Here is a 22,342-nt window from a genome sequence, read left to right on the forward strand (position 1 = left end):
AGGTGGTGGGGCCTCGACCAGACTTGCATGAGCGGACAAAGGTCGCATTTCGATCAGTGACTCTGCGTGCGCTCCTTCTCGTCCGCCGCCCCGCCGGCCCCGACGAGCCCCTTGGACACACCGCCCAGGCGCGGCTCGAAGCGCTTCATCTCGCGCTGCCCGACCGTCGCGATCAGCCCCGGCAGGTAGCCGCGCACCCCCTGCATGCCGCGCAGCCACCACTGCGCGTACACGTGCGGCGAGCGCCGCTCGATGCCCGCGACGATCCGGTCGACGGCCGGCCCCAGCGGGTACGTACGGTTCGACGGCCACGGCAGCCGCTGGCGCAACTCCCGCATGACCTCGTCCTGGTCGGCGCCGCGCACCATGTCCGTGTCGGTCCAGGAGAGGTAGCCGACCCCGACCTTGACCCCCTTGTACCCGACCTCCGCGCGCAGGCAGTGCGCGAAGGCCTCGACCCCGGACTTGGAGGCGCAGTAGGCGGTCATCATCGGTGCCGGGGTGATCGCGGCGAGCGAGGCGATCTGCAGGAAGTAGCCGCGGCTCTCCATCAGTACGGGCAGGAAGGCGCGGGCGGTGACGGCCCCGCCGATCAGGTTGACCTCGATCACCCGGCGCCAGGCGTCCGGGTCCGAGTCGGCGAACGGCCCGCCGGCGGCCACGCCCGCGTTGGCGACGACGATGTCCACCTTGCCGAAGCGCTGCTTGACCTCCTCGGCCACCCGGGCCATGGCCTCGTGGTCGGTGACGTCGGCGTACCAGTGGTCGCTTTCGGTGTGCAGCCGCTCGGAGACCTCTTTGAGGACCTCCGGCTCCAGGCCGACGAGGGCGATCTTCGCGCCGCGGGCCGACAGCTTGCGCGCGAGCAGCTCGCCCACCCCCCGGGCGGCGCCGGTGACGACGGCGACCTGGCCTTCCAGACTCCTGCGAGCGCTCACGTCGTCTTCTCCTTCGCGGTGGTGTCGAGATACAGATCGGCGAGCTCGCGCAGGGCGCCGGTGACGGCCTCGGGGGCCTCGACCGGGGTCATGTGCCCCATGCCGGTGAGCTCGGTCAGGCCCACGCAGTTCGGCAGCGCGGCGGCGAGTCCGCGGGCGTGCACGATCGGGGTGAGCCGGTCGGCGGTGCCGCCGATGACGGCGGTGGGCACCGTGAGGCGGGCCACGTCGGCGTCGAGGTCCAGGCCGGCCAGCACCCGGGACCAGGCGTGCCGCACCCCGGTGGGGCAGGCGTGGACGATACGGGCGCACGCCTCGACCTTGTCCGGCGCCGACCCGGGGCCCATGGTGGCGTACTTGAGGACCTTCCGGGCGATCGGCGTGACCGGCCCGAGGGGGGCGCGGGAGCCGAGGACCGCGCCGGTGACACGGGTCCGGACGCGCCCGGGGCGCACCGGCAGGACCAGTGCCTCGTCGACCAGCCGGGAACTGCCGGTACTGCACAGCAGCGCGGCCGCGGCCCGCTCGGCGAACTCCGGCCGGCCCGCGGCCGCCATGATCGTCATACCGCCCATGGAATGCCCGGCGACGACCGCCCGCCGCCCGGGGGCGAGGGCGGCCTCCAGGACGGCCACCAGGTCGTCGGCGAGGGCGGTGGTGCTGTGACCGGCCGCCCGGACGGCGGGGCTGCGCCCGTGCCCGCGCTGGTCGTAGACGATGACCCGGTGGGTGGCGGCCAGGGCCCTGGTCTGGGCGGCCCAGAAGGCGGTGGAACAGGTCCAGCCGTGGGCCAGCACCACGGTCGGCGCGTCCTCGTCCCCGTGGACCTCGACGTGCAGCCGGGCCCCGTCGGCGGAGACGGCGACGAGCTCCCGCCGCGCGACGGGCGGCGCGTAGGGCCCGGAGACGACATGCATCAGCCGACTCACGCGCCCGCTCCAGGCCCGCCGACGTTCGAGACGCCGCCGGGGGCAACTCCACCCCCGCCGCCCGAGACGCCGCCGGGGGCCAATCCAGCCTCGCCACTCGAGACACCGTCCGGGGCCAATCCAGCCCCGCCGGGAGCAACTCCAGCCCCGCCGGCGTTTGAGGCGCGGGGGTTCGGGGGCAGCGCCCCCGGCAGCGGCGCCGCACCGGACCCCACGGAGCCCCCGCGGGAGCGACGCGGCCCGGCGACAGCCGAAACGGCAACGGCAACGGTCGGGACCCGCTCGCGCTCCCCCGCCCGCAGCACCTCGTACTCCGCCAGATCGACGCTCCGCGTCTCCCGGCGGAACTCTCCCGTCGTGCCCGGCCAGACCGTCGTGTTGCGGCCCTGCGCGTCCAGGTACCAGCTGGTGCAGCCGCCGGTGTTCCACACCGTCCGCTCCATCCGGGCCTGCACCTGCCGGTTCCACCGGTTCACCGCGGAGGGCCGGGCGCCGAGCGCGACCCTCCCGCCCAGCATGCCCAGCTGCCGCAGGTAGTCGGCCATGTAGGTGAGCTGCGACTCGATCATCAGGATCATCGAGCTGTTCCCGAGCCCGGTGTTCGGCCCGATGATCGTCATCCAGTTGGGGAAGCCGGCGGCGGTGGCCCCGCGCAGCGCCTGCATCCCGTCCTTCCAGGCGTCCGCGAGGGTCTGGCCCTCCGCGCCCACCACCCGGTCCGCGATCGGCATGTCCGTGACGTGGAAGCCGGTGCCGAAGATGATCGCGTCGACCTCGGTCTCGGTCCCGTCGGCGGCGACGAGCACCGAGCCGCGGATCTCCTTGAGCCCGGAGGCGACCAGGTCCACATCGGGCCGCGCCAGGGCCGGGTAGTACTCGCTGGAGAGCAGGATCCGCTTGCACCCGATCCGATAGGAGGGCGTCAGCTTCGCGCGCAGGGCCGGGTCCTTGATCGAGCGCGCCATGTTGGCCTTGGCCAGGGACTCGATGAGGCCGAGCTGGTTCGGGCGCTTGGTGAAGGCGCCGACCTGGAGCTCCCGGATCCCCCACAGCAGCCCGCGCCGCGCCGCCCGGGTGAAGGGCAGCTGGCGGTGGAGCCAGCGCTCCACGGCGGTGATGGCCCGGTCGGTGCGGGGCATGACCCACGGCGGGGTCCGCTGGAAGAGGGTGAGGCGCTCCACCTCGGGGGCGATGGCGGGCACGATCTGGATGGCGGAGGCGCCGGTACCGATCATGGCGACGCGCTTGCCGCGCAGGTCGTAGTCGTGGTCCCAGCGGGCGGAGTGGAAGACCTTGCCGGGGAACTCGGCGAGCCCCGGGATCTCCGGCATCTTCGGGTCGGACAGCGGCCCGGTCGCGGAGACGACGACGTCGGCGGTCAGTTCCCCGGCCGAGGTCTCGATCTCCCAGCGCAGCTCCTCCGCGTCCCAGCGCATCATCCGCACCTCGGAGTCGAGCCGGATGTGCGGGCGCAGTCCGAAGGTGTCGGCGACGTGCTCCAGGTAGGCGCGGATGGCCGGCTGCCCGGAGAAGGTCCGCGGCCAGTCGGGGTTGGGGGCGAAGGAGAACGAATAGAGGTGGGAGGGCACGTCGCACGCGCACCCCGGGTAGCTGTTGTCGCGCCAGGTGCCGCCGACCGAGTCGGCCCGTTCCAGTACGACGAAGTCCGTGATCCCTTCGCGCCGCAGCCGTACGGCCGCGCCGAGCCCGCCGAATCCGGACCCGATCACCGCCACCCGTACGTGCTCGCGTCCGCCCATGCCGCCCGTGCCACCCATGCCCGCCGCCTTCCGCTCATCCGCAGTCCCAGCCACGCAACGCCCGCAACGCGCCACACCATCGAAACACTGCCAGCAATCACTGGCACAATCGGGAGGGTAGAGCAGCCCCGTACTCATGGGTAGGGGGCGGACCCGGAAAGTTACTGCCGGTACGCCATAAGGTGCGACTGTGGCGAAGGAAGAGACGCGAGCGACGAAGACGGTGCGCGAGTACCGCACGGAGGAACTGGCCGAGGCGGCCGGCATCCCGGTGCGCACCCTGCGCTTCTACCGCGAGCGCAAACTGCTCCCACCGCCCCGCCGCGAGGGGCGGATCGCCTGGTACGACGACCATCACCTGGCCCGGCTGCGCACCATCGCCGCCCTGCTGGAACGCGGCCACACCCTCGGCGGCATCGCCGAGCTGACCGCGGCCTTCGAGAGCGGCCGGGACGTCGGCCAGCTCGGGGAGCTGCTCGGCATCGGCTGGTCCGAGGAGACCCCGGTCCGGCTCACCCCGGAGGCGCTGGCCGACTACTTCGAGGGCGAGGTCACCCCGGAGAACCTGGCGGCCTCCCTGGACCTCGGCTACCTCGCCGTCGACGGCGACGTGATCGTGCACGTCAGCCGCCGCCTGCTGGACGTCTCCTCGGCCCTGGTGCGCGAGGGCGTCCCGCTGGCGGCCGTCCTGGAGACCGGCCGCCGCGTCCGCGAGCACGCGGACGCGATGGCCCTGCTCTTCACCGAGCTGATATCGGCCCACATCTCACCGGACGCGCTCACCCGGCTGCGCCCGCTGGCGAAGAGCGTGGTCGAGGCCGAGCTGACGATGGCGATGGACCGCCTGCTGGCCGCGGGCGGCGGACCCGCCGCCGACACCGCCGCCGACACCGGCTCCGGTCAGACGCCCAGCTCGTAGACCACGGTCACGGGCGCGTGGTCGGACCAGCGCTCGGGGTGCGTCTCGGCGCGCTCCACGAAGGCCTTCACGGCCTTCGCCGCCAGCCCGGGGGTGGCCACCTGGAGGTCGATCCGCCACCCGGCGTCGTTGTCGAAGGCCCGCCCGCGGTAGGACCACCAGGAGTACGGCCCTTCGGTGTCCGGGTGCAGCTCCCGCACCACGTCGACGTAGCCCGCCTGCGCGTACACCTTGCCGAGCCACTCCCGCTCCTCGGGGAGGAAGCCCGCGTTCTTCCGGTTCGTCTTCCAGTTCTTGAGGTCGGCCTCCTGGTGGCAGATGTTCCAGTCACCGCACACCACGACCTCGCGGCCGTCGGCGGCGGCCCGCTCCTTCAGCGCCGCCAGGTACGTCAGGAACTCGTCCATGAACCGGTACTTCTCGTCCTGCTTCTCCGTCCCGGCCTCGCCCGAGGGCAGGTAGAGGCTGGCCACGGTCACCCCCGGAAGGTCGATCTCCAGGTACCGCCCGGCGGTGTCGAATTCCTCACTGCCGAACCCGACCTGCACGCGCTCGGGCGCCCGCCGCGTGTAGAGCGCGACCCCGGCCCGCCCCTTGGCGGCGGCCGGCGCGAAGACCGTGTGCCAGCCCGCGGGGGTCCGGACGTCCGCCGGAATCTGCCCCTCCTCGGCCCGTACCTCCTGCAGGCAGACCACGTCGGCGTCGGATCCCTCGAGCCACGCCCCGAAGCCCTTCTTGGCGGCGGCGCGGATCCCATTCACATTCACGGAGGTCACTGTGAGCATCCCAGCACCATAGCGGGAGGGTTCCGTACGATATTCGAATGTCTCACCGGATAGACCTCCGCACCGTGCCGTACGACCACCCGGACGCGGTCAAACTCAACGACCAGGTCCAGCTGGAGTACCAGGAGCGGTACGACGGTGAGGGCGACGCCACCTTCCTGGACCCGGCGATGTTCGTCCCGCCGCACGGCCTGTACCTGCTGGCGTACGACGCCACGGGCACCGCGGTGGCGAGCGGCGGCTGGCGCACCCAGGACGAGAACGACGAGGGCTACGCGGACGGCGACGCGGAGCTCAAGCGCATGTACGTGGTCCCGGAGGCGCGGGGCCTGGGCCTCGCCCGCCGCATCCTGGCGGTCCTGGAGGCGGACGCCCGCGCGGCGGGCCGCCACCGCATGGTCCTCGAAACGGGCGACCAGCAGCCGGAGGCGATAGCCCTGTACCTCTCCTCGGGCTACGCCCTGTCCGCGAAGTTCGGCCACTACCGCTTCTACGACTCCAGCCGCTGCATGACGAAGCCCTTGACCGACACCTGATCCGCCATCCCGACCCGCAGCCCCACCCAGCCCCGCCGGCACCACCCAGCCCCGCCGGCGCTTGAGGCGATCTCTCAGCCTCGCCGGCGCTTGAGGCGATCTCTCAGCCTCGCCGGCGCTTGAGGCGATCTTTCAGCCCCGCCGGCGTTTGAGGCGCGGGGGTCCGGGGGCAGCGCCCCCGGCAACGGCGCGGCACCCGCCCCACCCCTACCGCGGGAGCCAGACGGCCGGGTCCGTCCCCCACCGGGACGGCCCCACCGCCCACTCCCCGAAGGGACTGGCGGCGTGCCGCAGCACCCCGTACCCCGACGGAGTCGCACGCAGCCACGGCTCCGCCGCATACCCCGAAGCCCCCGCACCCCCACCCGCCCCCGCTCGGGAGAGCCCCCGCACCAGCCACGACCCCGTCCCCGCGAGGGAGAACCGCAGCCCCCGCCCGCCCCCCTCCGCCAACGCCCGCAGCACGCCGGCCGCCACCAGGTACCCCGTCCCGTGGTCCAGCGCCTGCGCCGGCAACACCCCCGGCCGCCCGTCGGGCCCGGCGCACGCGGCGGCGATCCCGTACCCCGCCTGCACCAGCGAGTCGAACCCCCGCCGCCCCGCCCACGGCTCCGCCGCCCGCCACCCCCACGCGCACAGCTCGGCCACCACCAGCCCCGGCCACCGTTCCAGCAGCTCCCGCGCCCCGAAGCCGTGCCGTTCCAGGGCCCCCGGCCGGTAGCCCGTCACCACCACGTCGGCCTCGGCGAGCAGTCCCTCGAAGACGGCCCGGTCCCCCGCCCCCGCCAGGTCCAGCAGCGCCGACCGCTTCCCGAAGCCGGTGTCCGCGTACGCGTCGTCCGCCTCCGGCATCCCCGGCGGGTCGATCCGCAGCACGTCCGCCCCCAGCAGCCCGAGCGTGCGCGTCGCGACGGGCCCGGCGATGACCCGGGTCAGGTCCAGCACCCGCACCCCCGCGGCGGGCCGGCCGGCCGGGGCGGCGCCGAGCGTCCGGCCCCGCGCCCCTGATTCCCGTACGGGCTCCACCAGCGGCTGCGGCTCCCCGTAGTCCCGTGCCACGGCGACGGCGAGTCCGCCCGCCCCGTACACGAGCTCCTGCACCTCGACCGCCGTCCGCCCCCCGACCGCGGCGCGCACCGCCTCCGGTGTCGCCGACGGCAGCCGCAGCGCCCGTACCAAGGCGGCTTCGTGGTGCGGATAGTTGGCGTGCGTGCGCACCCAGCCGTCCACCGTCCGCCAGAAGCCGGACAACGGCGCGAAGGTCACCGGTGCGCGCCCTTCCACCCGCAGGTGCCGCTCGCTGACGAACGCCGTCGCCACCGCGCCCTCGTCCACCACCTGCGCAGCCGCGTCCGCAGCCCCGCCCCCGGCCCTCACCGCGGCCAGCTCGGCCGCGGCCAGCCCGCACACCCCGACGGTCGCGCGCGCCAACGCGGCCACCGGGAGCGGCCCTTCCCCCAGGTCGCCGGCTCCGCGGTAGCGCACCCGGCCGACGAGCTCGGGCGCCCCGCCGAGCGCTTCCCAGGCCTGGGCCGTCCCGTCGTCCCGTTCCTCACCGATCGTCATGGACCCATGATCTCGCGCCCGTTCGCTTATCCCGTTGCCCGGAGCGGATTCCTCGACGATCATCCGCCCACACAGCTCTGACAAGCGAAAGGCACCATCACCGTGAAATACCGTGTCATCGGAACCGCCGCCGAGACCCGCCGCGAAGTGAGCGTGCTGAGCCTGGGCACGATGACCTTCGGCACCACCGTCGACGAGGCCACCTCGTTCGCGATCCTCGACCGTTTCGCGGAAGCGGGCGGCACCTTCATCGACACCTCCAACAACTACGCCTTCTGGGTCAACGGCACCCAGGGCGGCGAGAGCGAGGAGCTGGTCGGCCGCTGGCTGCGCAGCCGGGGTGTCGGGGACGGCATCACCGTCGCCACCAAATTGGGAGCCCGCCCCAACCAGCCCACCAGCGGCTTCAGTCTGGACGTGGAGGGCCTGTCCGCGAAGGTCATCCGGGAGTCCGCGGAGCGCAGCCGGGAGCGGCTCGGCATCGAGCGCATCCACCTGCTGTACGCGCACATCATGGACGAGAAGACCCCGCTGGAGGAGACCGTCCAGGGGTTCGCCGAGGTCGTCGCGAACGGCACGGCGGGCCTGCTCGGCGCCAGCAACCACTGGGCCTGGCGGGTGGAGCGCGCCCGTGCGCTGGCCGCGGCGGCCGGCGTACCGGGCTACGAGGTGCTCCAGCACCACCACAGCTACCTGCGCCAGCGCACCGACGTCCTCAGCCTGCGCTCGCCCGACGGCAACCAGGGCCTGGTCAGCGGCGACCTGCTCAGCTACCTCCGGGACAACCCGTCGCTGACGCAGGTCTCGTACTCCCCGCTGATCGCCGGAGCCTACGTCCGCGACGACAAGCCGCTGGGCCCGGGCTTCGACCACGCGGGCACCGAGCCGCGCCTGCGCGCGGTCCGCGAGGTGGCCGCCGAGACCGGGGCCACCGTCAACCAGGTGGTGCTGTCCTGGCTGATGGGCGGGGACATCCCGATCCTCCCCCTCGTCGGCGCCTCTTCGGTGGCCCAGCTGGAGGAGAGCCTGGCCGCGGTGGACCTCGACCTGACCCCGGACCAGCGCACGAGGCTCGACGCGGCCCACTGACCTCTTGTCAGTGGGGTGACCGGCGGGCGGGGCGCAGGGGGCTCAGTCGGTTCCGGCAGCGGCTTTCAGGCGGTCCAGGACGTCCTGGGGGGTGATGAGGTACGACTTGCCCGTGATGGACCGCTCGTACGAGGAGCGGACCGTCCGCCACAGCGCGCAGGCGTCCCGCCCCGTCACGGCCAGGGCGTTCTGCATCCGGGGGTCGAACAGGTCGTAGTAGTGGAGGGTGAGGCCGGGTTCCACGGTCTCCGGGGTGCGGGCCGAGCCCTCCTTCTCGTGGTTCGCGAGGACGCTGATCACGTGCGCCATGTGCATGGCGGGCAGGCGGCCCTGCGGGGCACCGGGGTGCCGGAAGGTGTGCTGCCAGAGGTAGGAGTCGGTGTCCGGGTGGGCCTCGACCGGGGTCGTGGCCAGCCGGCCGAGGTAGTCGTGGAGGGATCCGCCGGTGCTGATCGTGCCGCCCAGCACGTGCCGGATCCTTTCGAGCAGGCGGTCGTCGTCGTCCGGCGTCTCGTGTTCGCGTCGGGCCTGCTCGACGGCGTACTCCTGGTACCGGTCCGGGATCCACTCCGGCAGGTCGCTCGCCCCGGGCTCCTCCCGCGGCGTGACGCCGACCGGGTCCGCCGGGGCGTGTGCGTCGAGGCGGACCAGCACGCGGCCGGGGATCCTGGCGAACAGCGGGCTGTCCGGGTCCAGTCCGTGCGAGCTGTTCATCCAGAGGCGCAGGTGCGGGCCTTCCTCGCCGCCCGGACGCCAGACCGCCTCCGGGACCTCGGCGTCGTCCTCCGTCACCCGGACGGGGGCGCCGATGCGCCGGGCGATGCCGTCCACGTACTCCCGCCACGCGGTGCGCGCCCGGGCGAGGATCTCCGGGTTCTCCGGGGCGCTCTCCGCCTCGATCGCGTACGGCGCATAGCGTGCCAGCCGCACCGGGTTGAGGAAGTTGCGTCCCTTTCCGTACAGCTCGAAGGCGTTGCCGGAGCGGCTGTGCACGGTGAGGACGGAGTCGATCTCGATCGTGGTGAAGAACTCGACCTCCTCCATCCACGCGGCGATCTCGCTCTCCCGGACCGGCGGACCGGACCACAGTGTCGGATCCGGCAGTCCTATGAAAACCGCCGCGTCCCGGAGTCGGGCCGCTTCGTGCTGCCGTGCAACGCGCACAGTTCTTCTCCCCGTCGGATGATCATTTGCCGATCATCCTAGGGAGGCCCCCGGAAACGCCGAGATCCCGCCAGGTCTTTCGACCTGACGGGATCTCGTGACGTTCACGAGAGCTACTCGCGAACTGTCGTCTGTGGACCTGTGGGGATTTGAACCCCAGACCCCCTCGATGCGAACGAGGTGCGCTACCAGACTGCGCCACAGGCCCTTGCGACGTGTGAAACATTAGCATCCCCGCGCGGGTGCTCCAAAACCGATATCCCGGAGCGTCCGCGCAGGTCACCGATCACTCGTTCGCGGCGCGCGGGCGGTCTTCGCCCTCGTACTGGTCGAACAGCGGGGTACGGCCCATGCCCTGGGCGCGCGGGCGCGGGGTGGTCTGGGGCTTCGGGTCCGGCTTGGGGGGTCCGGGCTGCGCGCGCAGGCGGGGTTCCGTCGGCTCGGCCGTGCTGGAGCGGGTCGCGCTCCAGGCGTCCGGGGCCGCCGGGCCCGTGGCGCGGGGGGCCACCGGGGCGGTCACGTACGTCGGCAGCGGGACCGGGACCGGCTCCCAGCTGTCACCGCGGGCGGGGCCGCGTTCGCGCTCGCGCTGCTGGTCCACCCACTCGGCGTGGTCGGTCTGCTCGACCAGTGCGCGCCGTCCGGCCTCCTGCGGGGAAACCGGTGGCGCAGGGTCCGGTTCGACGCCCGCCGCAGCCTCGGGCTCACGGCGGCTCGGCCGGTTCTCCCGCAGCTGCCGCGCGGCCGCCTCGGCGCGCCGCCGGTCCATGGTGAACTCGTAGCGCCGCCGCTCCTGGACCCGCAGGTGCACGATGTACGTGCTCAGCAGCAGGGCGGGAACCGCGGGGGCCCACAGGTAGTGCAGGCCGCCCACCGCGGCGACGACGGCGCCGAGGGTGAAGACCAGGAAGAGGAGTGCGGTGGTGCGCCGGCGGCGCGCGAGGACCTGGAGGCGCTGTTCGCGCCGGGCCCGCTCCGCGCGCTGCTCCCGCTCGGCGGTGGCTCCCCTCGGCTCCGCCCTGGTCGGGGGCACGCCGAAGGCCCGGGCGTCGGCGTCGACGGAATCGACTGTTTCCGTCGCGGCGTCCGGGTCCGCGTGGGGCTGGGGCTCCGCCTGCTCGTCACCGCGCTCACGCAGCCCCTTGGCGTAACGGCGCTCCATTCCCGCCCGGCCGGAAAGCAGCCGAATGGCAGTGGAGAAGCGTTCCGTCGGACGAGCTTCGTTCAGCTCGTCCTGCCTCCGGAGCCACATGGGCACCAAGTAGGCGGCCCAGGCCCCGACAATGACTGCGTAGATGAGGCCGCTGCTGCTCACACCTCACACCGTAGAGGGGTGCGGCCGAGGGGATCGGCCAATTGGGCCGGTGTGTCGCGCGATCTCGCTGATATCACGGACTTTTTTTGTGATTCTTCGGATCAGGTTATGGGCGAATCGGTTACCCGAGGCCATTAATTCGAACAGATATTCGCTTATCGGCGCTCCGGGTGATCCCCGCTATTTCGGCGGGGAAGACGAGTGGCGCGCACGGTGCCAGCGGCGCAGCAGCCCCTCCGGGACCTCCTCCGCCGTCACCGCGTAGACGAGGTGGTCGCGCCAGGCCCCGTCGATGTGCAGATAGCGCGGCCGCAGCCCCTCCTCGCGCAGGCCCAGCTTCTCCACGACCCGCCGACTCGGAACGTTCTCGGGGCGGATGCACACCTCGATCCGGTGCAGGCCGACCTTCCTGAAGCAGTGGTCCACCGCCAGCGCGACCGCCGTCGGCATCACACCGCGGCCCGCCACCTCGCGGTCCACCCAGTAGCCGATGTGGCCCGCGCACATCGAGCCCCAGGTGATCCCGGCGACCGTCAGCTGGCCCACCAGCCGGCCCTGGTACTCGATGACGAAGGGCAGCATCCGGCCCGCGTTCGCCTCCGCCCGCAGATGGCGGACCATCTGGCGGTACGTGGGCCGCTGGACCACCGGCCCCCACGGCGCGGGCGGCGGAATCGTGGCCTCCCACGGCCTGAGCCAGTCGCGGTTGCGCCGGTTGACCTCGCGCCAGGCCTTCTGGTCCCGCAGCTTTATCGGCCGGAGGGTGACATCGCCGTCCGACAGGACCACCGGCCAGGTCGGGCCGTTCAGCTCGGGCTCCCGGAGGGCGCCGCCGGTCTGGGGTGGTCGCCGCCCCGCATCTGGTCCACCGCGTGCGGCAGGACGCGGGACAGGACGGCGAGGCCGTCGCGCACCCCGCCCGTGGAGCCGGGCAGGTTGACGATGAGGGTGCGCCCGGCCACGCCCGCCAGGCCCCGGGACAGGGCCGCGGTCGGCACCTTCGCCAGGCCTTCGGCGCGGATGGCCTGCGGGATGCCCGGGATCTCGTAGTCCAGCACCCGCGCGGTGGCGTCCGGGGTGCGGTCGGTCGGCGAGATCCCGGTGCCGCCGGTGGTCAGGATGACGTCGTACGCGGCGGCCACGCCCTCGCGCAGCGCCTGCTCCACGGGATCGCCGTCCGGGACGACCCGCGGGCCGTCCACGGTGAAGCCGAGCTCCTGCAGCGCCTCGGCCAGCAGCGGCCCGCCCTTGTCCGCGTACACGCCCTGCGAGGCCCGGTTCGAGGCCGTGACGACCAGGGCCCGGCCCAGCGGCCGCGGCGAGCCGGCCGCCTCGGCGGTGGGGGCGACGCCGTCGCCGTGGCTGTGGCTGTGGCTGTGGACCTCGCCGCCGCGGGGGGCGTTCACGAGCGCGCCCAGTCGCCGGACTTGCCGCCGGTCTTCTCCTCCACCCGGACGTCCGTGATGACCGCGCCCTTGTCGACCGCCTTCACCATGTCGATCACGGTGAGGCCGGCGACCGCGACCGCGGTCAGCGCCTCCATCTCGACGCCCGTGCGGTCGGTCGTCTTCACGGTGGCGAGGATCTCGACCGCGTCGTCGGCGACCCGCAGGTCCACCTTCACGCCCGAGACGGCCAGCGGGTGGCACAGCGGGATCAGGTCGGGGGTCTTCTTCGCCCCCATGATCCCGGCGATGCGCGCGGTGGCGAGGGCGTCGCCCTTGGGGACGCCCTCGCCGCGCAGCAGCTCGATCACCCGCGGGGCGACGAGTACGCGTCCGCTGGCCCGTGCCGTCCGGGTGGTGACGTCCTTCCCGGACACGTCGACCATCCGGGCCGCCCCGGCCTCGTCGATGTGGGTGAGCCTGCTCTCGGTACTCATTGCTGCGCCGCTCCGCTCTGGGCTCCCGGGGAGCCTGTGTGGTGCGACACACGCTACCCGCACCGGCCCGACTTCAGCCGAGCAGGATCACTTCCAGCTCGGTCCCCGGCTCCACCGAGGTGACGTCCTCCGGTACGACCATCAGGGAGTCGGCGTGCGCCAGTGCGGCGATCAGGTGGGAGCCCGATCCGCCGACCGGGCTGACCGTGCCGCTCTCGGGGTCGTACGTGCCGCGCAGGAACTGGCGGCGGCCGGCCGGGGAGCCGAGCGCCTTGTCGGCTCTCAGCACCGCCCGCACGCTCGGCCGCCGGACCTCGGACTCCGGCAGCCCCATGAGGGCGCGGATCGCGGGGCGCACGAACAGCTCGAAGGAGACGTACGAGGACACCGGGTTGCCGGGCAGCGCCAGCAGCGGGGTGTGGTCCGGGCCGATCGTGCCGAAGCCCTGCGGCTTGCCGGGCTGCATGGCGAGCTTGCGGAAGTCCATCCGGCCGCCGTCGACGTCCTCGCCGTCCGTGCCCCCGGTGGAGTGCCCGACCGAGGACAGCGCCTCCTTGACGACGTCGTACGCGCCGACGCTGACCCCGCCCGTGGTGACCAGCAGGTCGGCCCGGATCAGCTGGTCCTCGATGGTGGCGCGCAGGGTGTCGGCGTCGTCCGCGACGGCGCCGACCCGGTAGGCGATGGCGCCGGCGTCCCGCGCGGCTGCGGCCAGCGCGAAGCTGTTGGAGTCGTAGATGGTGCCCGCCGTGAGCGCCTCGCCGGGCTGGACCAGCTCGCTGCCGGTGGACAGGACCACCACGCGGGGGCGCGGCCGCACCCGTACGGTGCCGCGCCCGATGGCGGCCAGCAGGGCGATCTGCGGCGGCCCGAGGACGGTGCCGGCCGCGAGGGCCAGGTCACCGGCCTGTACGTCGCTGCCGCGCGCGCGGACGTGCGCCCGTGCCTCGGCGGCGCGGTGCACGCGTACCTCTCCGCCCGCCTGCTCGGGGGCGGCGCTGGCCGGGGTCATCCCGGCGGCCGCGCCGCCGCCCGTGCCGCCGTCGGTCCACTCGACCGGTACGACGGCTTCCGCGCCGGGCGGCAGCGGGGCACCGGTCATGATCCGGGCAGCCTCGCCGGGGCCGACGGTGGGCAGCTCACCGCTGCCCGCCGCCACGTCCCCGACGACGGTGAGCACCGCGGGAAACTCCTCGCTCGCACCCTGGACGTCGGCCGTTCGGACGGCGTAGCCGTCCATGGAGCTGTTGTCGAAGGGCGGGAGGGCGACGGGCACGGTCACGTCCTCGACCAGGACACAGCCCTGGGCGTCCAGCAGTTGGAGCTCGATGGGCTCCAACGGCCGGACGGCCGAGAGGACGTCCGCGAGGTGCTCGTCCACGGACCACAGACGGTGGCCGGTGTCCTGCGGTGCGGAACTGCTCAAGGTGCTACATCTCCTCCGTGACGTAACGGTGAAGCCAGGTGCGGAACTCGGGGCCCAGGTCCTCGCGCTCGCACGCGAGGCGGACGATGGCCCGCAGGTAGTCGCCGCGGTCCCCGGTGTCGTAGCGACGGCCCCGGAAGACCACGCCGTGCACCGGGCCACCGACGGTCTCGTCGGCGGCCAGCTTCTGCAGGGCGTCGGTGAGCTGGATCTCCCCACCGCGGCCCGGCTCGGTCTCCCGCAGTATGTCGAAGATCGCGGGGTTGAGGACGTAGCGGCCGATGACCGCGTAGTTGCTGGGGGCGTCCTGGGGGTCCGGCTTCTCGACGAGGCCGGTGATGCGGACCACGTCCTCCTCGTCCGTGGCCTCGACGGCGGCGCAGCCGTAGAGGTGGACGTTGGCCGGGTCGACCTCCATGAGCGCGATGACGGTGCCGCCGGTGCGGGCGTAGATGTCCGCCATCTGGCGCAGCAGCGGGTCGCGCGGGTCGATGAGGTCGTCGCCGAGCAGGACGGCGAAGGGCTCGCGGCCGACGTGCGGCTCGGCGCACAGCACCGCGTGGCCGAGGCCCCGCGGGTCGCCCTGGCGGACGTAGTGCATGGTCGCCAGGTCGCTGGACTCCTGGACCTTCTTCAGGCGGTCGTCGTCGCCCTTGGCGATGAGGGCCGACTCCAGCTCGTAGTTCCGGTCGAAGTGGTCTTCCAGGGCACGCTTGTTACGCCCAGTGATCATGAGCACGTCGTCGAGCCCGGCTCCGACGGCCTCCTCGACCACGTACTGGATGGCCGGCTTGTCCACAACCGGGAGCATTTCCTTCGGGGTCGCCTTGGTCGCCGGAAGGAAGCGGGTGCCGAGGCCAGCGGCCGGAATCACGGCCTTCTTGATCACGGGGTGCAACATAGTCATGCCCCGAACGATAGTGGTCTTCCGTCGAACACCGGACGAGATCGCAGCACGTAGATACAGGTATGCCCCGATTCGGAAGGATATTTGATTTCCTCGTGGCAGAGAACCCGCCCACCGCCTCCGCCAAGGCCGAACTGCGCCGAGAACTGCTCGCCGCGCGCCGTGCCTTGTCCCCCGAGAACCGCCGCACGGCGGCCGCCGCACTCGCCGTCAGCTCCTTCGAGCTGCCCGAACTGGCCGGTGCCCACACGGTGGCGGCGTACGTGTCGATCGGCACCGAACCCGGCACCCGGGAGCTCCTCGACGCCCTGCGCGCGGCCGGCAAGCGGGTGCTGCTCCCCCTGCTGCTGCCCGACAACGACCTCGACTGGGCGGCGTACGAGGGCCCGGCCTCACTCGCCGAGGCCGCCCACCCGGGCAAGATGCGGCTGCTGGAGCCGACCGGCCCCGCGCTCGGGCCGGACGCGGTCACCGGGGCCGACGCCGTACTGCTGCCCGGGCTCGCGGTGGACGGCCGCGGCATGCGCCTCGGCCGCGGCGGGGGCAGTTACGACCGGGTGCTGGAGCGGCTGGAGCGCGCCGGGGCGCATCCCGCGCTGGTCGTGCTCCTCTACGACGACGAGGTGGTCGCGCGGGTCCCGGAGGAACCGCACGACCACCCCGTGCAAGCGGTGGCGACCCCGTCAGGGGTGCACCGCTTCAGTCCATGACGGCCTGAGCCGCGCCCCGGCCCTTACGAGCCCTCGGGCTTGAGGGTCAGGGTGTCGACCGTGGCCTTCTCGACGGCGTCCTTGCCGAAGGGCCACTCCAGCAGCTCGCCCTTGGCCCACATCGTCGTCTGGTCCGTGTAGTGCGCGTTGTACGCGTGCCCCGAGGCGCCCGTCAGGTTGATCCAGCGCGACTTGTCGAGGTCGTTGAGGTTCACGACCATCCGCATCGAGGGCACCCACGTGACCCCGTACCCGCTGGAGGCGTTCCAGCCGGTCGCGTTGACCGTGGCCTCGCCGCCGCCCACGTCCCACGGGCCGCGGTTGAGGAGCCACTGCATGAAGCCGGGGCCCTCGGTGCCGATCGTCTGGTTCTTCAGCGTCAGCTGGTGCAGGCGGCCCCAGCTCCAGGTGGACTGGTCCTTGCCGAGCTTGGCGGTCAGCTCCCAGCGGGCGTCGCGCATGGCCCGGGCGAACAGCTCGTCGCGGGTGGTGGCCGCCGGCTGGGTCACGGTCCGCGGCGAGCTCCACCACGGCGACTTCTCGTCCTTGACCAGGCGGCGGACCACCTCGAACCAGCGGTCGCCGCCGTCGGGCTGCGCCGAGTCGGAGCCGCGGGTGCCGCATTCGCGGACCGTCTTGGCGAGGTCGTCGGCCGGGCCGGTGCCGTTGCCGACGACACTCATGCAGCTGCCCTCGATCCGCAGCTCCTTGGGCATCTTGTCGCCGAAGGACAGCTTGAGGATGTGGCGCCAGACCGCATTGAAGTAGGCCGCGGCCGCCGAGTCGGGCTCCTGCGTGTAGTTCCAGCCGTCCAGCAGCTTCTGCGCGGCGCGCACGCCCGGGTCCGAGACCTCTATCTTCGCCAGCATCGGGGTCAGCAGCGCGGCGATCTCGCTGCTGTTGTCCATCTGCATGGTGCGCATGTCGTCGGTCGAGATCCGGCCGCCGTCCTTGATCTTCGCCTCGATGAGGTCGTTGATCCGCTGGCTGCGGGCGCCGTAGCCCCAGTCGGTGGTCAGCAGGTACGGGTACTTGCCCGCGCCGGTCCCGCTCTCCACGACGGCCTGGTTGGCGGTCACGATGTAGCCGCGGGACGGGTTGTAGTCCCAGGGCATCTCGTTCTGCGGGATGTAGCCGGCGTTGCTGTCCTTGCCGCCCTTCCAGGCGTACTTGGAGTCCCAGCCCGGGGCGGGCATCCGGCCGTCGTGCTGGCCGCGCACCGGGATGCGGCCCGGGGCCTGGTAGCCGATGTTGCCGTTGGCGCCCTTGTTGTCGGCATAGATCAGGTTCTGCGACGGGACCTCGAAGTCGGCGGCCGCCTTGCGGAAGTCCTCGAAGGTCTTGGCCTTGTCGAGCTTGAAGATCGCGTCCATGGACTTGCCCGGGTCCAGCGCCGTCCAGCGCAGGGCGACGGCGTAGCCGTCGCCGCGGTCGGGGGCGGAGCTGGCGACGGGGGCGCGGGTGCCGACCGTGCCGAGCTGCTCGCTGCGGTCGGAGACGAGCGGGCCGTTGTTCGTGGTGCGGACGGTGATCTTCTTGCTGTCGCCGCCCGCGACCTTGATGACCTCTTCACGGGTGGCGAAGGGGACCACCCTGCCGTCGTAGACGTAGCCCTCGGGCTTGACCTGCTCCAGGTAGAGGTCGGTGACGTCGGCACCGAGGTTGGTCATGCCCCAGGCGATGTCGGTGTTGTGGCCTATGACCACGCCGGGCATCCCGGAGAAGGTGTAGCCGGCCACGTCGTACTGGCACTGGGCCGAGACCGTACGGCAGTGCAGGCCCATCTGGTACCAGACCGAGGGCAGCTGCGGGGACAGGTGCGGGTCGTTCGCGAGCAGCGGCTTGCCGGTGGTCGTGTACTTGCCGGAGACGACCCACGAGTTCGAGCCGATGCCGCTGCCGTTGGGGCCGAGGATCGCGGGGATCTCGTCCAGGGTGTCGGCGAGCGAGGCCAGCTGGGTGCGCAGGCCCACGGTCGCGCCCTGGGCGGCGGCGTTGTCGGCCAGGCCGTTGGCCGGGGTCGTGACGGTCTGGGTTCCGACGGTGTTGGCGCCGGCGGAGCCGTTGCCCGAGCCGGTCCCGGTGCCGGTGCCCGAGCCGCTGCCCGCGGCGCCGCCCTGCGGGGTGTACTTCCCGCCGTCGACCTTGCCGCCCTCGACTATCGGCTTGTTCCGTTCGAAGGGGTACGGCGGGTAGAGCTCGTCGATCTGCGCCTGCGAGAGCTTGGTCGCCATCAGCGCGCGGTCGATCTCGTCCTGCATGTTGCCGCGCAGGTCCCACGCCATCGCCTTGAGCCAGGCCACCGAGTCCACCGGCGACCACTGCTCGGGCTTGTAGTCGTCGCTGAGCTTGAGCGCGGCGTGCTCGACGGAGAGGTCCTTGCCGGACTTCCCCTTCAGGTACGCGTTGACCCCGTCGGCGTAGGCCTGGAGGTACTTCTTGGTCTCCGGCGAGAGCTTCTTGTCGAACTCCTCCTGCGCGACCTGGCGCCAGCCCAGCGTGCGCAGGAAGGCGTCGGCCTCGACCTGGCCGGAGCCGAACATCTCGGAGAGCCGGCCGGACGTCATGTGACGTCGTACGTCCATCTCCCAGAACCGGTCCTGCGCGTGCACGAAGCCCTGCGCGCGGAAGAGGTCGTCGTCGTTGTCCGCGTAGAGCTGCGGAATGCCGTGGGCGTCGCGCTTGACCTCGACGGTCCCGGTCAGGCCCGGCACCTTCAGGGAGCCGGTCGTCTGGGGGAAGGAGGCGCGCACGCTGTCCACGCTCCAGTACGCCCCGTAGCCGAGGCCCGCGAAGAGCGCCAGGACCAGGACGAGCACGATCAGACGGGCGCGTCGTCCCTTCTTCTTGACGGGAGGAGCGGTTTCGTTGGCGGGCATCGCTGTCCTTAGAGGGGCAGGGTGGTCCTGGGAGTACTGGGAGCAACCATAGGCGTAGGACCGCCTTCGTTGATCCGCCAGGGGTCGAGGTGCTGAGGACAGGGGGGAACAGGCGTTTCACAATGTGGTTATCGCGTAAAGGGCGCGTCAAAGATTAGGTAAGGTAACGAACTACTTGCCGAACTTGTCGCCGGGAGGATCGATCCGCCGGGCGCATTGAGGAGGGCCGCCCGCTGACTGTCCACACGCTCAATGAGCTTCTGCTGGTCTGCTCGCTCGTGCTGCTCGTCGCCGTGGCGGCGGTACGCATCTCTTCACGCAGCGGCCTCCCCAGCCTGCTCATCTACCTCGGCATAGGCATCGCCATAGGCCAGGACGGCATCGGTGACGTCGCATTCGACAATGCCGAGCTGACCCAGGTCATCGGTTATGCCGCGCTCGTCGTGATCCTCGCCGAGGGTGGTCTGGGCACCAAGTGGAAAGAGATCAAGCCGGCCCTGCCGGCCGCGGTCATGCTGTCACTGGTGGGCGTAGCGGTCAGCGTGGGCGTGACGGCGGCGGGAGCGCATTACCTGGTCGGACTGGAATGGCGCCAGGCCCTGCTGATCGGCGCGGTCGTCTCCTCGACCGACGCGGCGGCCGTCTTCTCGGTGCTGCGCAAGGTGCCGCTGCCCGCCCGGATCACCGGCGTCCTGGAGGCCGAGTCCGGTTTCAACGACGCACCCGTCGTCATCCTGGTGGTGGCCTTCTCGACCGTCGGCCCGGTGGACGAGTGGTACGTCCTGATCGGCAAGATCGCCCTGGAGCTGGCCATCGGCGCCGCGATCGGCCTGACCGTGGGCTTCCTGGGCGCGTACGGGCTGCGGCACGTGGCGCTGCCCGCCTCCGGCCTGTACCCGATCGCCGTGATGGCCATCGCCATCGTGGCGTACGCGGCCGGCGCGATCGCGCACGGCTCCGGCTTCCTGGCGGTGTACCTGGCGGCGATGGTGCTCGGGAACGCGAAGCTCCCGCACTGGCCCGCCACCCGGGGCTTCGCCGACGGGCTCGGCTGGATCGCCCAGATCGGCATGTTCGTGCTGCTGGGCCTGCTGGTCACCCCGCACGAGCTGGTCCGCGACTTCTGGCCCGCCGTGGTCATCGGGCTGGTGCTGACGATGGTGGCGCGCCCCCTGGAGGTCTTCATCAGCCTGCTGCCCTTCCGGATCTCCTGGCAGGAGCAGGTGCTGATGTCGTGGGCGGGCCTGCGCGGGGCCGTGCCCATCATCCTGGCGACCATCCCGATGGTGTCCGGGATCGAGGGCAGCGACCGCGTCTTCAACATCGTCTTCGTGCTGGTCGTCGTCTACACCCTGGTGCAGGGTCCGACCCTGCCCTGGCTCGCGCGCAAGCTGAACCTGGGAAGCGGGGACGAGGGCGCCCTCGACCTCGGGATCGAGTCGGCGCCGCTGGAGAAGCTGCGCGGGCACCTGCTCTCCTTCTCCATCCCGCCGGCCTCGCGGATGCACGGCGTGGAGGTGAGCGAGCTGCGGCTGCCGCCGGGGGCCTCGGTCACGCTGGTGGTCCGGGACGCGAAGAGCTTCGTACCGGCGCCGTCGACCGTGCTGCGGCACGGGGACGAGCTGCTGGTGGTGGCCACGGACCCGGTGCGGGACGCGGCGGAGGCACGGCTGCGGGCGGTGGCCCGGGGCGGCAAGCTCGCGGGGTGGCTGGGCACGGGCGGACCCGTCTCGCGCTAGAGCGCCGCCGGAGCGCGCTCGGAGAGCATTTAGAGCGCCGTTCTAATTCGCCGAATTCGCCGAACTATGACCGCTTTTGTCTGATTTTCCGGGCTCTTTACATGCGAAGCGGCCGTTAATCCCAGGTGAAGACGCCCCTTGTCGCCGAATTCACAGGGCGTGGTAGTGGCTTTCCCTGTACGATGAAGGCACACCAGATCGAACCAACTCTGCCTGACGCAGAGCTGGCGCGACCGCAAAGCGGCCGTGGCACCACCCCGACGTGGGCGCCCAGGTATCACTCGGTTCTGCGCAAGAGGACAGCTCTCGGGGCTCCCACATGTACGGGTGCGGCCGCTCACAAGGCGGAGCACCGTCCGCAGACGGGGACGCTCTACCAGGCAGCGGAAAGGCAAGGCCGTGACATCCGCGGTCACGACCGACACGTCCGCCCGCCCCGGCTACGGGCAGCTCCTGCGCACTCCCGGCGCCCTCGGCTTCGTACTCCCCGGCTTCGCAGCACGACTCCCCTTCGGCATGCTGACGATCAGCATCCTGCTGCTGGTCCAGCACACCACCGGTTCCTACGGCAGCGCCGGCATCGTCGCCGCCGTCACCGGTATCTCCATGGCACTGTCCGCCCCGCTGATGGGCATCTTCACCGACCGCTTCGGCCAGACCGCCGTCCTGCTGCCCGTGGTCCTCGCGCACTCCGCCGCCGTCATCGGCCTGGCCGCGCTGGCACTGCTGGACGCGCCGGTCCTCGCGCTGGCCGCGGCAGCCGTACCCGCCGGCGCCACGGTGCCGCAGGTCGGCCCGATGGTCCGGGCGCGCTGGGCCGCCAAGCTGGAGGGCTCCCCGCTGCTGCCGACGGCCGCCGCCTTCGAGTCCGTCACCGACGAGTTCACCTTCGTCGTCGGCCCGGTCCTGGCGACCGCGCTGTGCACCGGCGTCCACCCGGCGGCCGGCCTGGTCACCGAGGCCACCCTGACCCTGCTCGGCGGCCTGCTCTTCGCGGCCCAGCGGGCCAGCCAGCCCAAGACGCACGCCCCGTCGGTCACCGGCGAGAAGCGCGCCTTCGCGCTGTCCTTCCCCGGCCTGCGCGTCCTGATCTTCGCCTTCCTCGGGATCGGCGCCGTCTTCGGCGGCATGCAGGTCTCGCTCGCCGCCTTCTCCAGCGAGATGGGCAACCCCGGCGCCAACGGCCTGCTCTACGGAGTCTTCGCCGCGGGCAACATGATCGCCGGCATCGCCATGGGCGCCATCGCCTGGAAGATCGGTCCGCGCCGCCGACTGATCCTGGGCTACATCGGCCTCACCGCCGCCGCCTCCGTCCTGTGGGCGGCGAACTCGATGATCCTGCTGGGCGCGCTCGGCCTGGTCGTCGGCCTGTTCATCGCCCCGGCGCTGATCACCGGCTACACGATGGTCGAGCAGCTGGTCCCCGCGAACGCGCGGACCGAGGCCTTCACCTGGCTGACCGGCTCGATCGCCTTCGGTCAGGCCATCGCCGTCATCCTGGCCGGCCGCCTGACGGACGCGCACGGATCCTCGTTCGGCTTCCTGGTGCCCATGGGCGCCACCGCGCTCGCGCTGGCCACCCTGCTGGCGCTGCGCGCGAAGCTCGCCCCGAAGGCCCCGAGCCGGATCGTGAACGCCTCCGCGCAGGAGGACGTGCCCGCGGCCCCGGCCGAGGCACAGGCGAAGACCCAGGCGAAGGCCCCGGCGGCCGCCCCCACCACCCCCTCGCCGGCCTCCCGTAACCGGGTGAACGAGCGTGGGATGGGTCACCGCGTGCCGGTGACGGTGGACTGATCCG

At 72.2% G+C, this 22,342-nt stretch carries 19 protein-coding genes and 1 tRNA gene; 6 read left to right on the top strand and 14 right to left on the bottom strand.

The window, feature by feature from the left end:
* Nucleotides 1-53: 53 nt before the first annotated feature.
* From JYK04_RS18560 to JYK04_RS18570, 3 genes are read right to left on the bottom strand one after another with little or no spacing between them, the layout of a single operon-like run.
* Nucleotides 54-938 (bottom strand): SDR family oxidoreductase, encoded by an 885-nt coding sequence (locus JYK04_RS18560; RefSeq protein ID WP_189735425.1) that lies wholly within the window; start codon nucleotides 936-938, stop codon nucleotides 54-56.
* Entirely contained in the window at nucleotides 935-1,867 is a 933-nt protein-coding gene (locus JYK04_RS18565; RefSeq protein ID WP_189735423.1) for an alpha/beta fold hydrolase, read from the bottom strand. Before JYK04_RS18565 ends, JYK04_RS18560 begins: the two co-directional genes overlap by 4 nt.
* Nucleotides 1,864-3,627, bottom strand: coding sequence for a flavin-containing monooxygenase (locus JYK04_RS18570; protein WP_229875124.1), 1,764 nt, complete (start codon nucleotides 3,625-3,627; stop codon nucleotides 1,864-1,866). Before JYK04_RS18570 ends, JYK04_RS18565 begins: the two co-directional genes overlap by 4 nt.
* Nucleotides 3,628-3,817: 190 nt before the next feature.
* On the opposite strand from JYK04_RS18570, the gene JYK04_RS18575 reads away from it, so the two are divergent.
* A complete protein-coding gene (locus tag JYK04_RS18575) occupies nucleotides 3,818-4,546 on the top strand; it encodes a MerR family transcriptional regulator (protein WP_189735421.1) in 729 nt (242 codons plus the stop codon).
* Here the strand turns inward: JYK04_RS18575 and JYK04_RS18580 are convergent.
* The gene (locus JYK04_RS18580) at nucleotides 4,528-5,331 is read right to left on the bottom strand and encodes an exodeoxyribonuclease III (protein WP_189735419.1); all 804 of its coding nucleotides are present in this window, start codon (nucleotides 5,329-5,331) and stop codon (nucleotides 4,528-4,530) included. The two genes, JYK04_RS18575 and JYK04_RS18580, sit on opposite strands and share 19 nt — an antisense overlap.
* Before the next feature lie 38 nt (nucleotides 5,332-5,369).
* On the opposite strand from JYK04_RS18580, the gene JYK04_RS18585 reads away from it, so the two are divergent.
* Entirely contained in the window at nucleotides 5,370-5,867 is a 498-nt protein-coding gene (locus JYK04_RS18585) for a GNAT family N-acetyltransferase (RefSeq protein ID WP_189735417.1), read from the top strand.
* Nucleotides 5,868-6,074: 207 nt separating this feature from the next.
* On the opposite strand, the gene JYK04_RS18590 is transcribed toward JYK04_RS18585, so the two are convergent.
* Nucleotides 6,075-7,433: a CoA transferase gene (locus JYK04_RS18590; protein WP_189735415.1), complete on the bottom strand. Its 1,359-nt coding sequence runs from the start codon at nucleotides 7,431-7,433 to the stop codon at nucleotides 6,075-6,077.
* A 102-nt stretch (nucleotides 7,434-7,535) separates the two neighbouring features.
* On the opposite strand from JYK04_RS18590, the gene JYK04_RS18595 reads away from it, so the two are divergent.
* The gene (locus tag JYK04_RS18595) at nucleotides 7,536-8,522 is read left to right on the top strand and encodes an aldo/keto reductase (RefSeq protein WP_189735413.1); all 987 of its coding nucleotides are present in this window, start codon (nucleotides 7,536-7,538) and stop codon (nucleotides 8,520-8,522) included.
* Between the two features lie 42 nt (nucleotides 8,523-8,564).
* Here JYK04_RS18595 and JYK04_RS18600 read toward each other — a convergent pair whose 3' ends face one another.
* From JYK04_RS18600 to galU, 8 genes are all read right to left on the bottom strand, one after another.
* A complete protein-coding gene (locus JYK04_RS18600) occupies nucleotides 8,565-9,686 on the bottom strand; it encodes a hypothetical protein (RefSeq protein ID WP_189735411.1) in 1,122 nt (373 codons plus the stop codon).
* A gap of 134 nt (nucleotides 9,687-9,820) precedes the next feature.
* Nucleotides 9,821-9,894: transfer RNA gene (locus JYK04_RS18605), tRNA-Ala, on the bottom strand.
* A 78-nt stretch (nucleotides 9,895-9,972) separates the two neighbouring features.
* Nucleotides 9,973-11,001: a divisome protein SepX/GlpR gene (gene sepX / locus JYK04_RS18610; RefSeq protein WP_189735409.1), complete on the bottom strand. Its 1,029-nt coding sequence runs from the start codon at nucleotides 10,999-11,001 to the stop codon at nucleotides 9,973-9,975.
* Nucleotides 11,002-11,181: 180 nt separating this feature from the next.
* Nucleotides 11,182-11,790, bottom strand: coding sequence for a GNAT family N-acetyltransferase (locus JYK04_RS18615; protein WP_189735408.1), 609 nt, complete (start codon nucleotides 11,788-11,790; stop codon nucleotides 11,182-11,184).
* Between the two features lie 17 nt (nucleotides 11,791-11,807).
* Nucleotides 11,808-12,311 carry a MogA/MoaB family molybdenum cofactor biosynthesis protein gene (locus tag JYK04_RS18620; protein ID WP_189735704.1) on the bottom strand — a complete coding sequence of 168 codons (504 nt, stop codon included), beginning with the start codon at nucleotides 12,309-12,311 and terminating at the stop codon, nucleotides 11,808-11,810.
* A gap of 92 nt (nucleotides 12,312-12,403) precedes the next feature.
* Entirely contained in the window at nucleotides 12,404-12,883 is a 480-nt protein-coding gene (gene moaC / locus JYK04_RS18625) for a cyclic pyranopterin monophosphate synthase MoaC (RefSeq protein ID WP_030012065.1), read from the bottom strand.
* Nucleotides 12,884-12,956: 73 nt separating this feature from the next.
* Nucleotides 12,957-14,309 carry a molybdotransferase-like divisome protein Glp gene (gene glp / locus JYK04_RS18630; RefSeq protein ID WP_189735406.1) on the bottom strand — a complete coding sequence of 451 codons (1,353 nt, stop codon included), beginning with the start codon at nucleotides 14,307-14,309 and terminating at the stop codon, nucleotides 12,957-12,959.
* A gap of 4 nt (nucleotides 14,310-14,313) precedes the next feature.
* Nucleotides 14,314-15,216, bottom strand: coding sequence for a UTP--glucose-1-phosphate uridylyltransferase GalU (galU, locus tag JYK04_RS18635; RefSeq protein WP_030386237.1), 903 nt, complete (start codon nucleotides 15,214-15,216; stop codon nucleotides 14,314-14,316).
* A 95-nt stretch (nucleotides 15,217-15,311) separates the two neighbouring features.
* On the opposite strand from galU, the gene JYK04_RS18640 reads away from it, so the two are divergent.
* Nucleotides 15,312-15,926: a 5-formyltetrahydrofolate cyclo-ligase gene (locus JYK04_RS18640; protein WP_229875098.1), complete on the top strand. Its 615-nt coding sequence runs from the start codon at nucleotides 15,312-15,314 to the stop codon at nucleotides 15,924-15,926.
* Between the two features lie 23 nt (nucleotides 15,927-15,949).
* Here JYK04_RS18640 and JYK04_RS18645 read toward each other — a convergent pair whose 3' ends face one another.
* Nucleotides 15,950-18,805 carry a penicillin acylase family protein gene (locus JYK04_RS18645; protein WP_189735402.1) on the bottom strand — a complete coding sequence of 952 codons (2,856 nt, stop codon included), beginning with the start codon at nucleotides 18,803-18,805 and terminating at the stop codon, nucleotides 15,950-15,952.
* Between the two features lie 215 nt (nucleotides 18,806-19,020).
* Here JYK04_RS18645 and JYK04_RS18650 point away from each other — a divergent pair, with 215 nt between their 5' ends.
* Both JYK04_RS18650 and JYK04_RS18655 read left to right on the top strand, forming a co-directional pair.
* The gene (locus JYK04_RS18650) at nucleotides 19,021-20,544 is read left to right on the top strand and encodes a potassium/proton antiporter (protein ID WP_229875123.1); all 1,524 of its coding nucleotides are present in this window, start codon (nucleotides 19,021-19,023) and stop codon (nucleotides 20,542-20,544) included.
* A 399-nt stretch (nucleotides 20,545-20,943) separates the two neighbouring features.
* On the top strand, nucleotides 20,944-22,338 hold the full coding sequence (locus JYK04_RS18655) for an MFS transporter (protein WP_189735401.1): 1,395 nt from the start codon (nucleotides 20,944-20,946) through the stop codon (nucleotides 22,336-22,338).
* The last annotated feature ends 4 nt before the right edge of the window (nucleotides 22,339-22,342 follow it).

The sequence above is a fragment of the Streptomyces nojiriensis genome, assembly GCF_017639205.1.
Lineage (GTDB): Bacteria > Actinomycetota > Actinomycetes > Streptomycetales > Streptomycetaceae > Streptomyces > Streptomyces nojiriensis.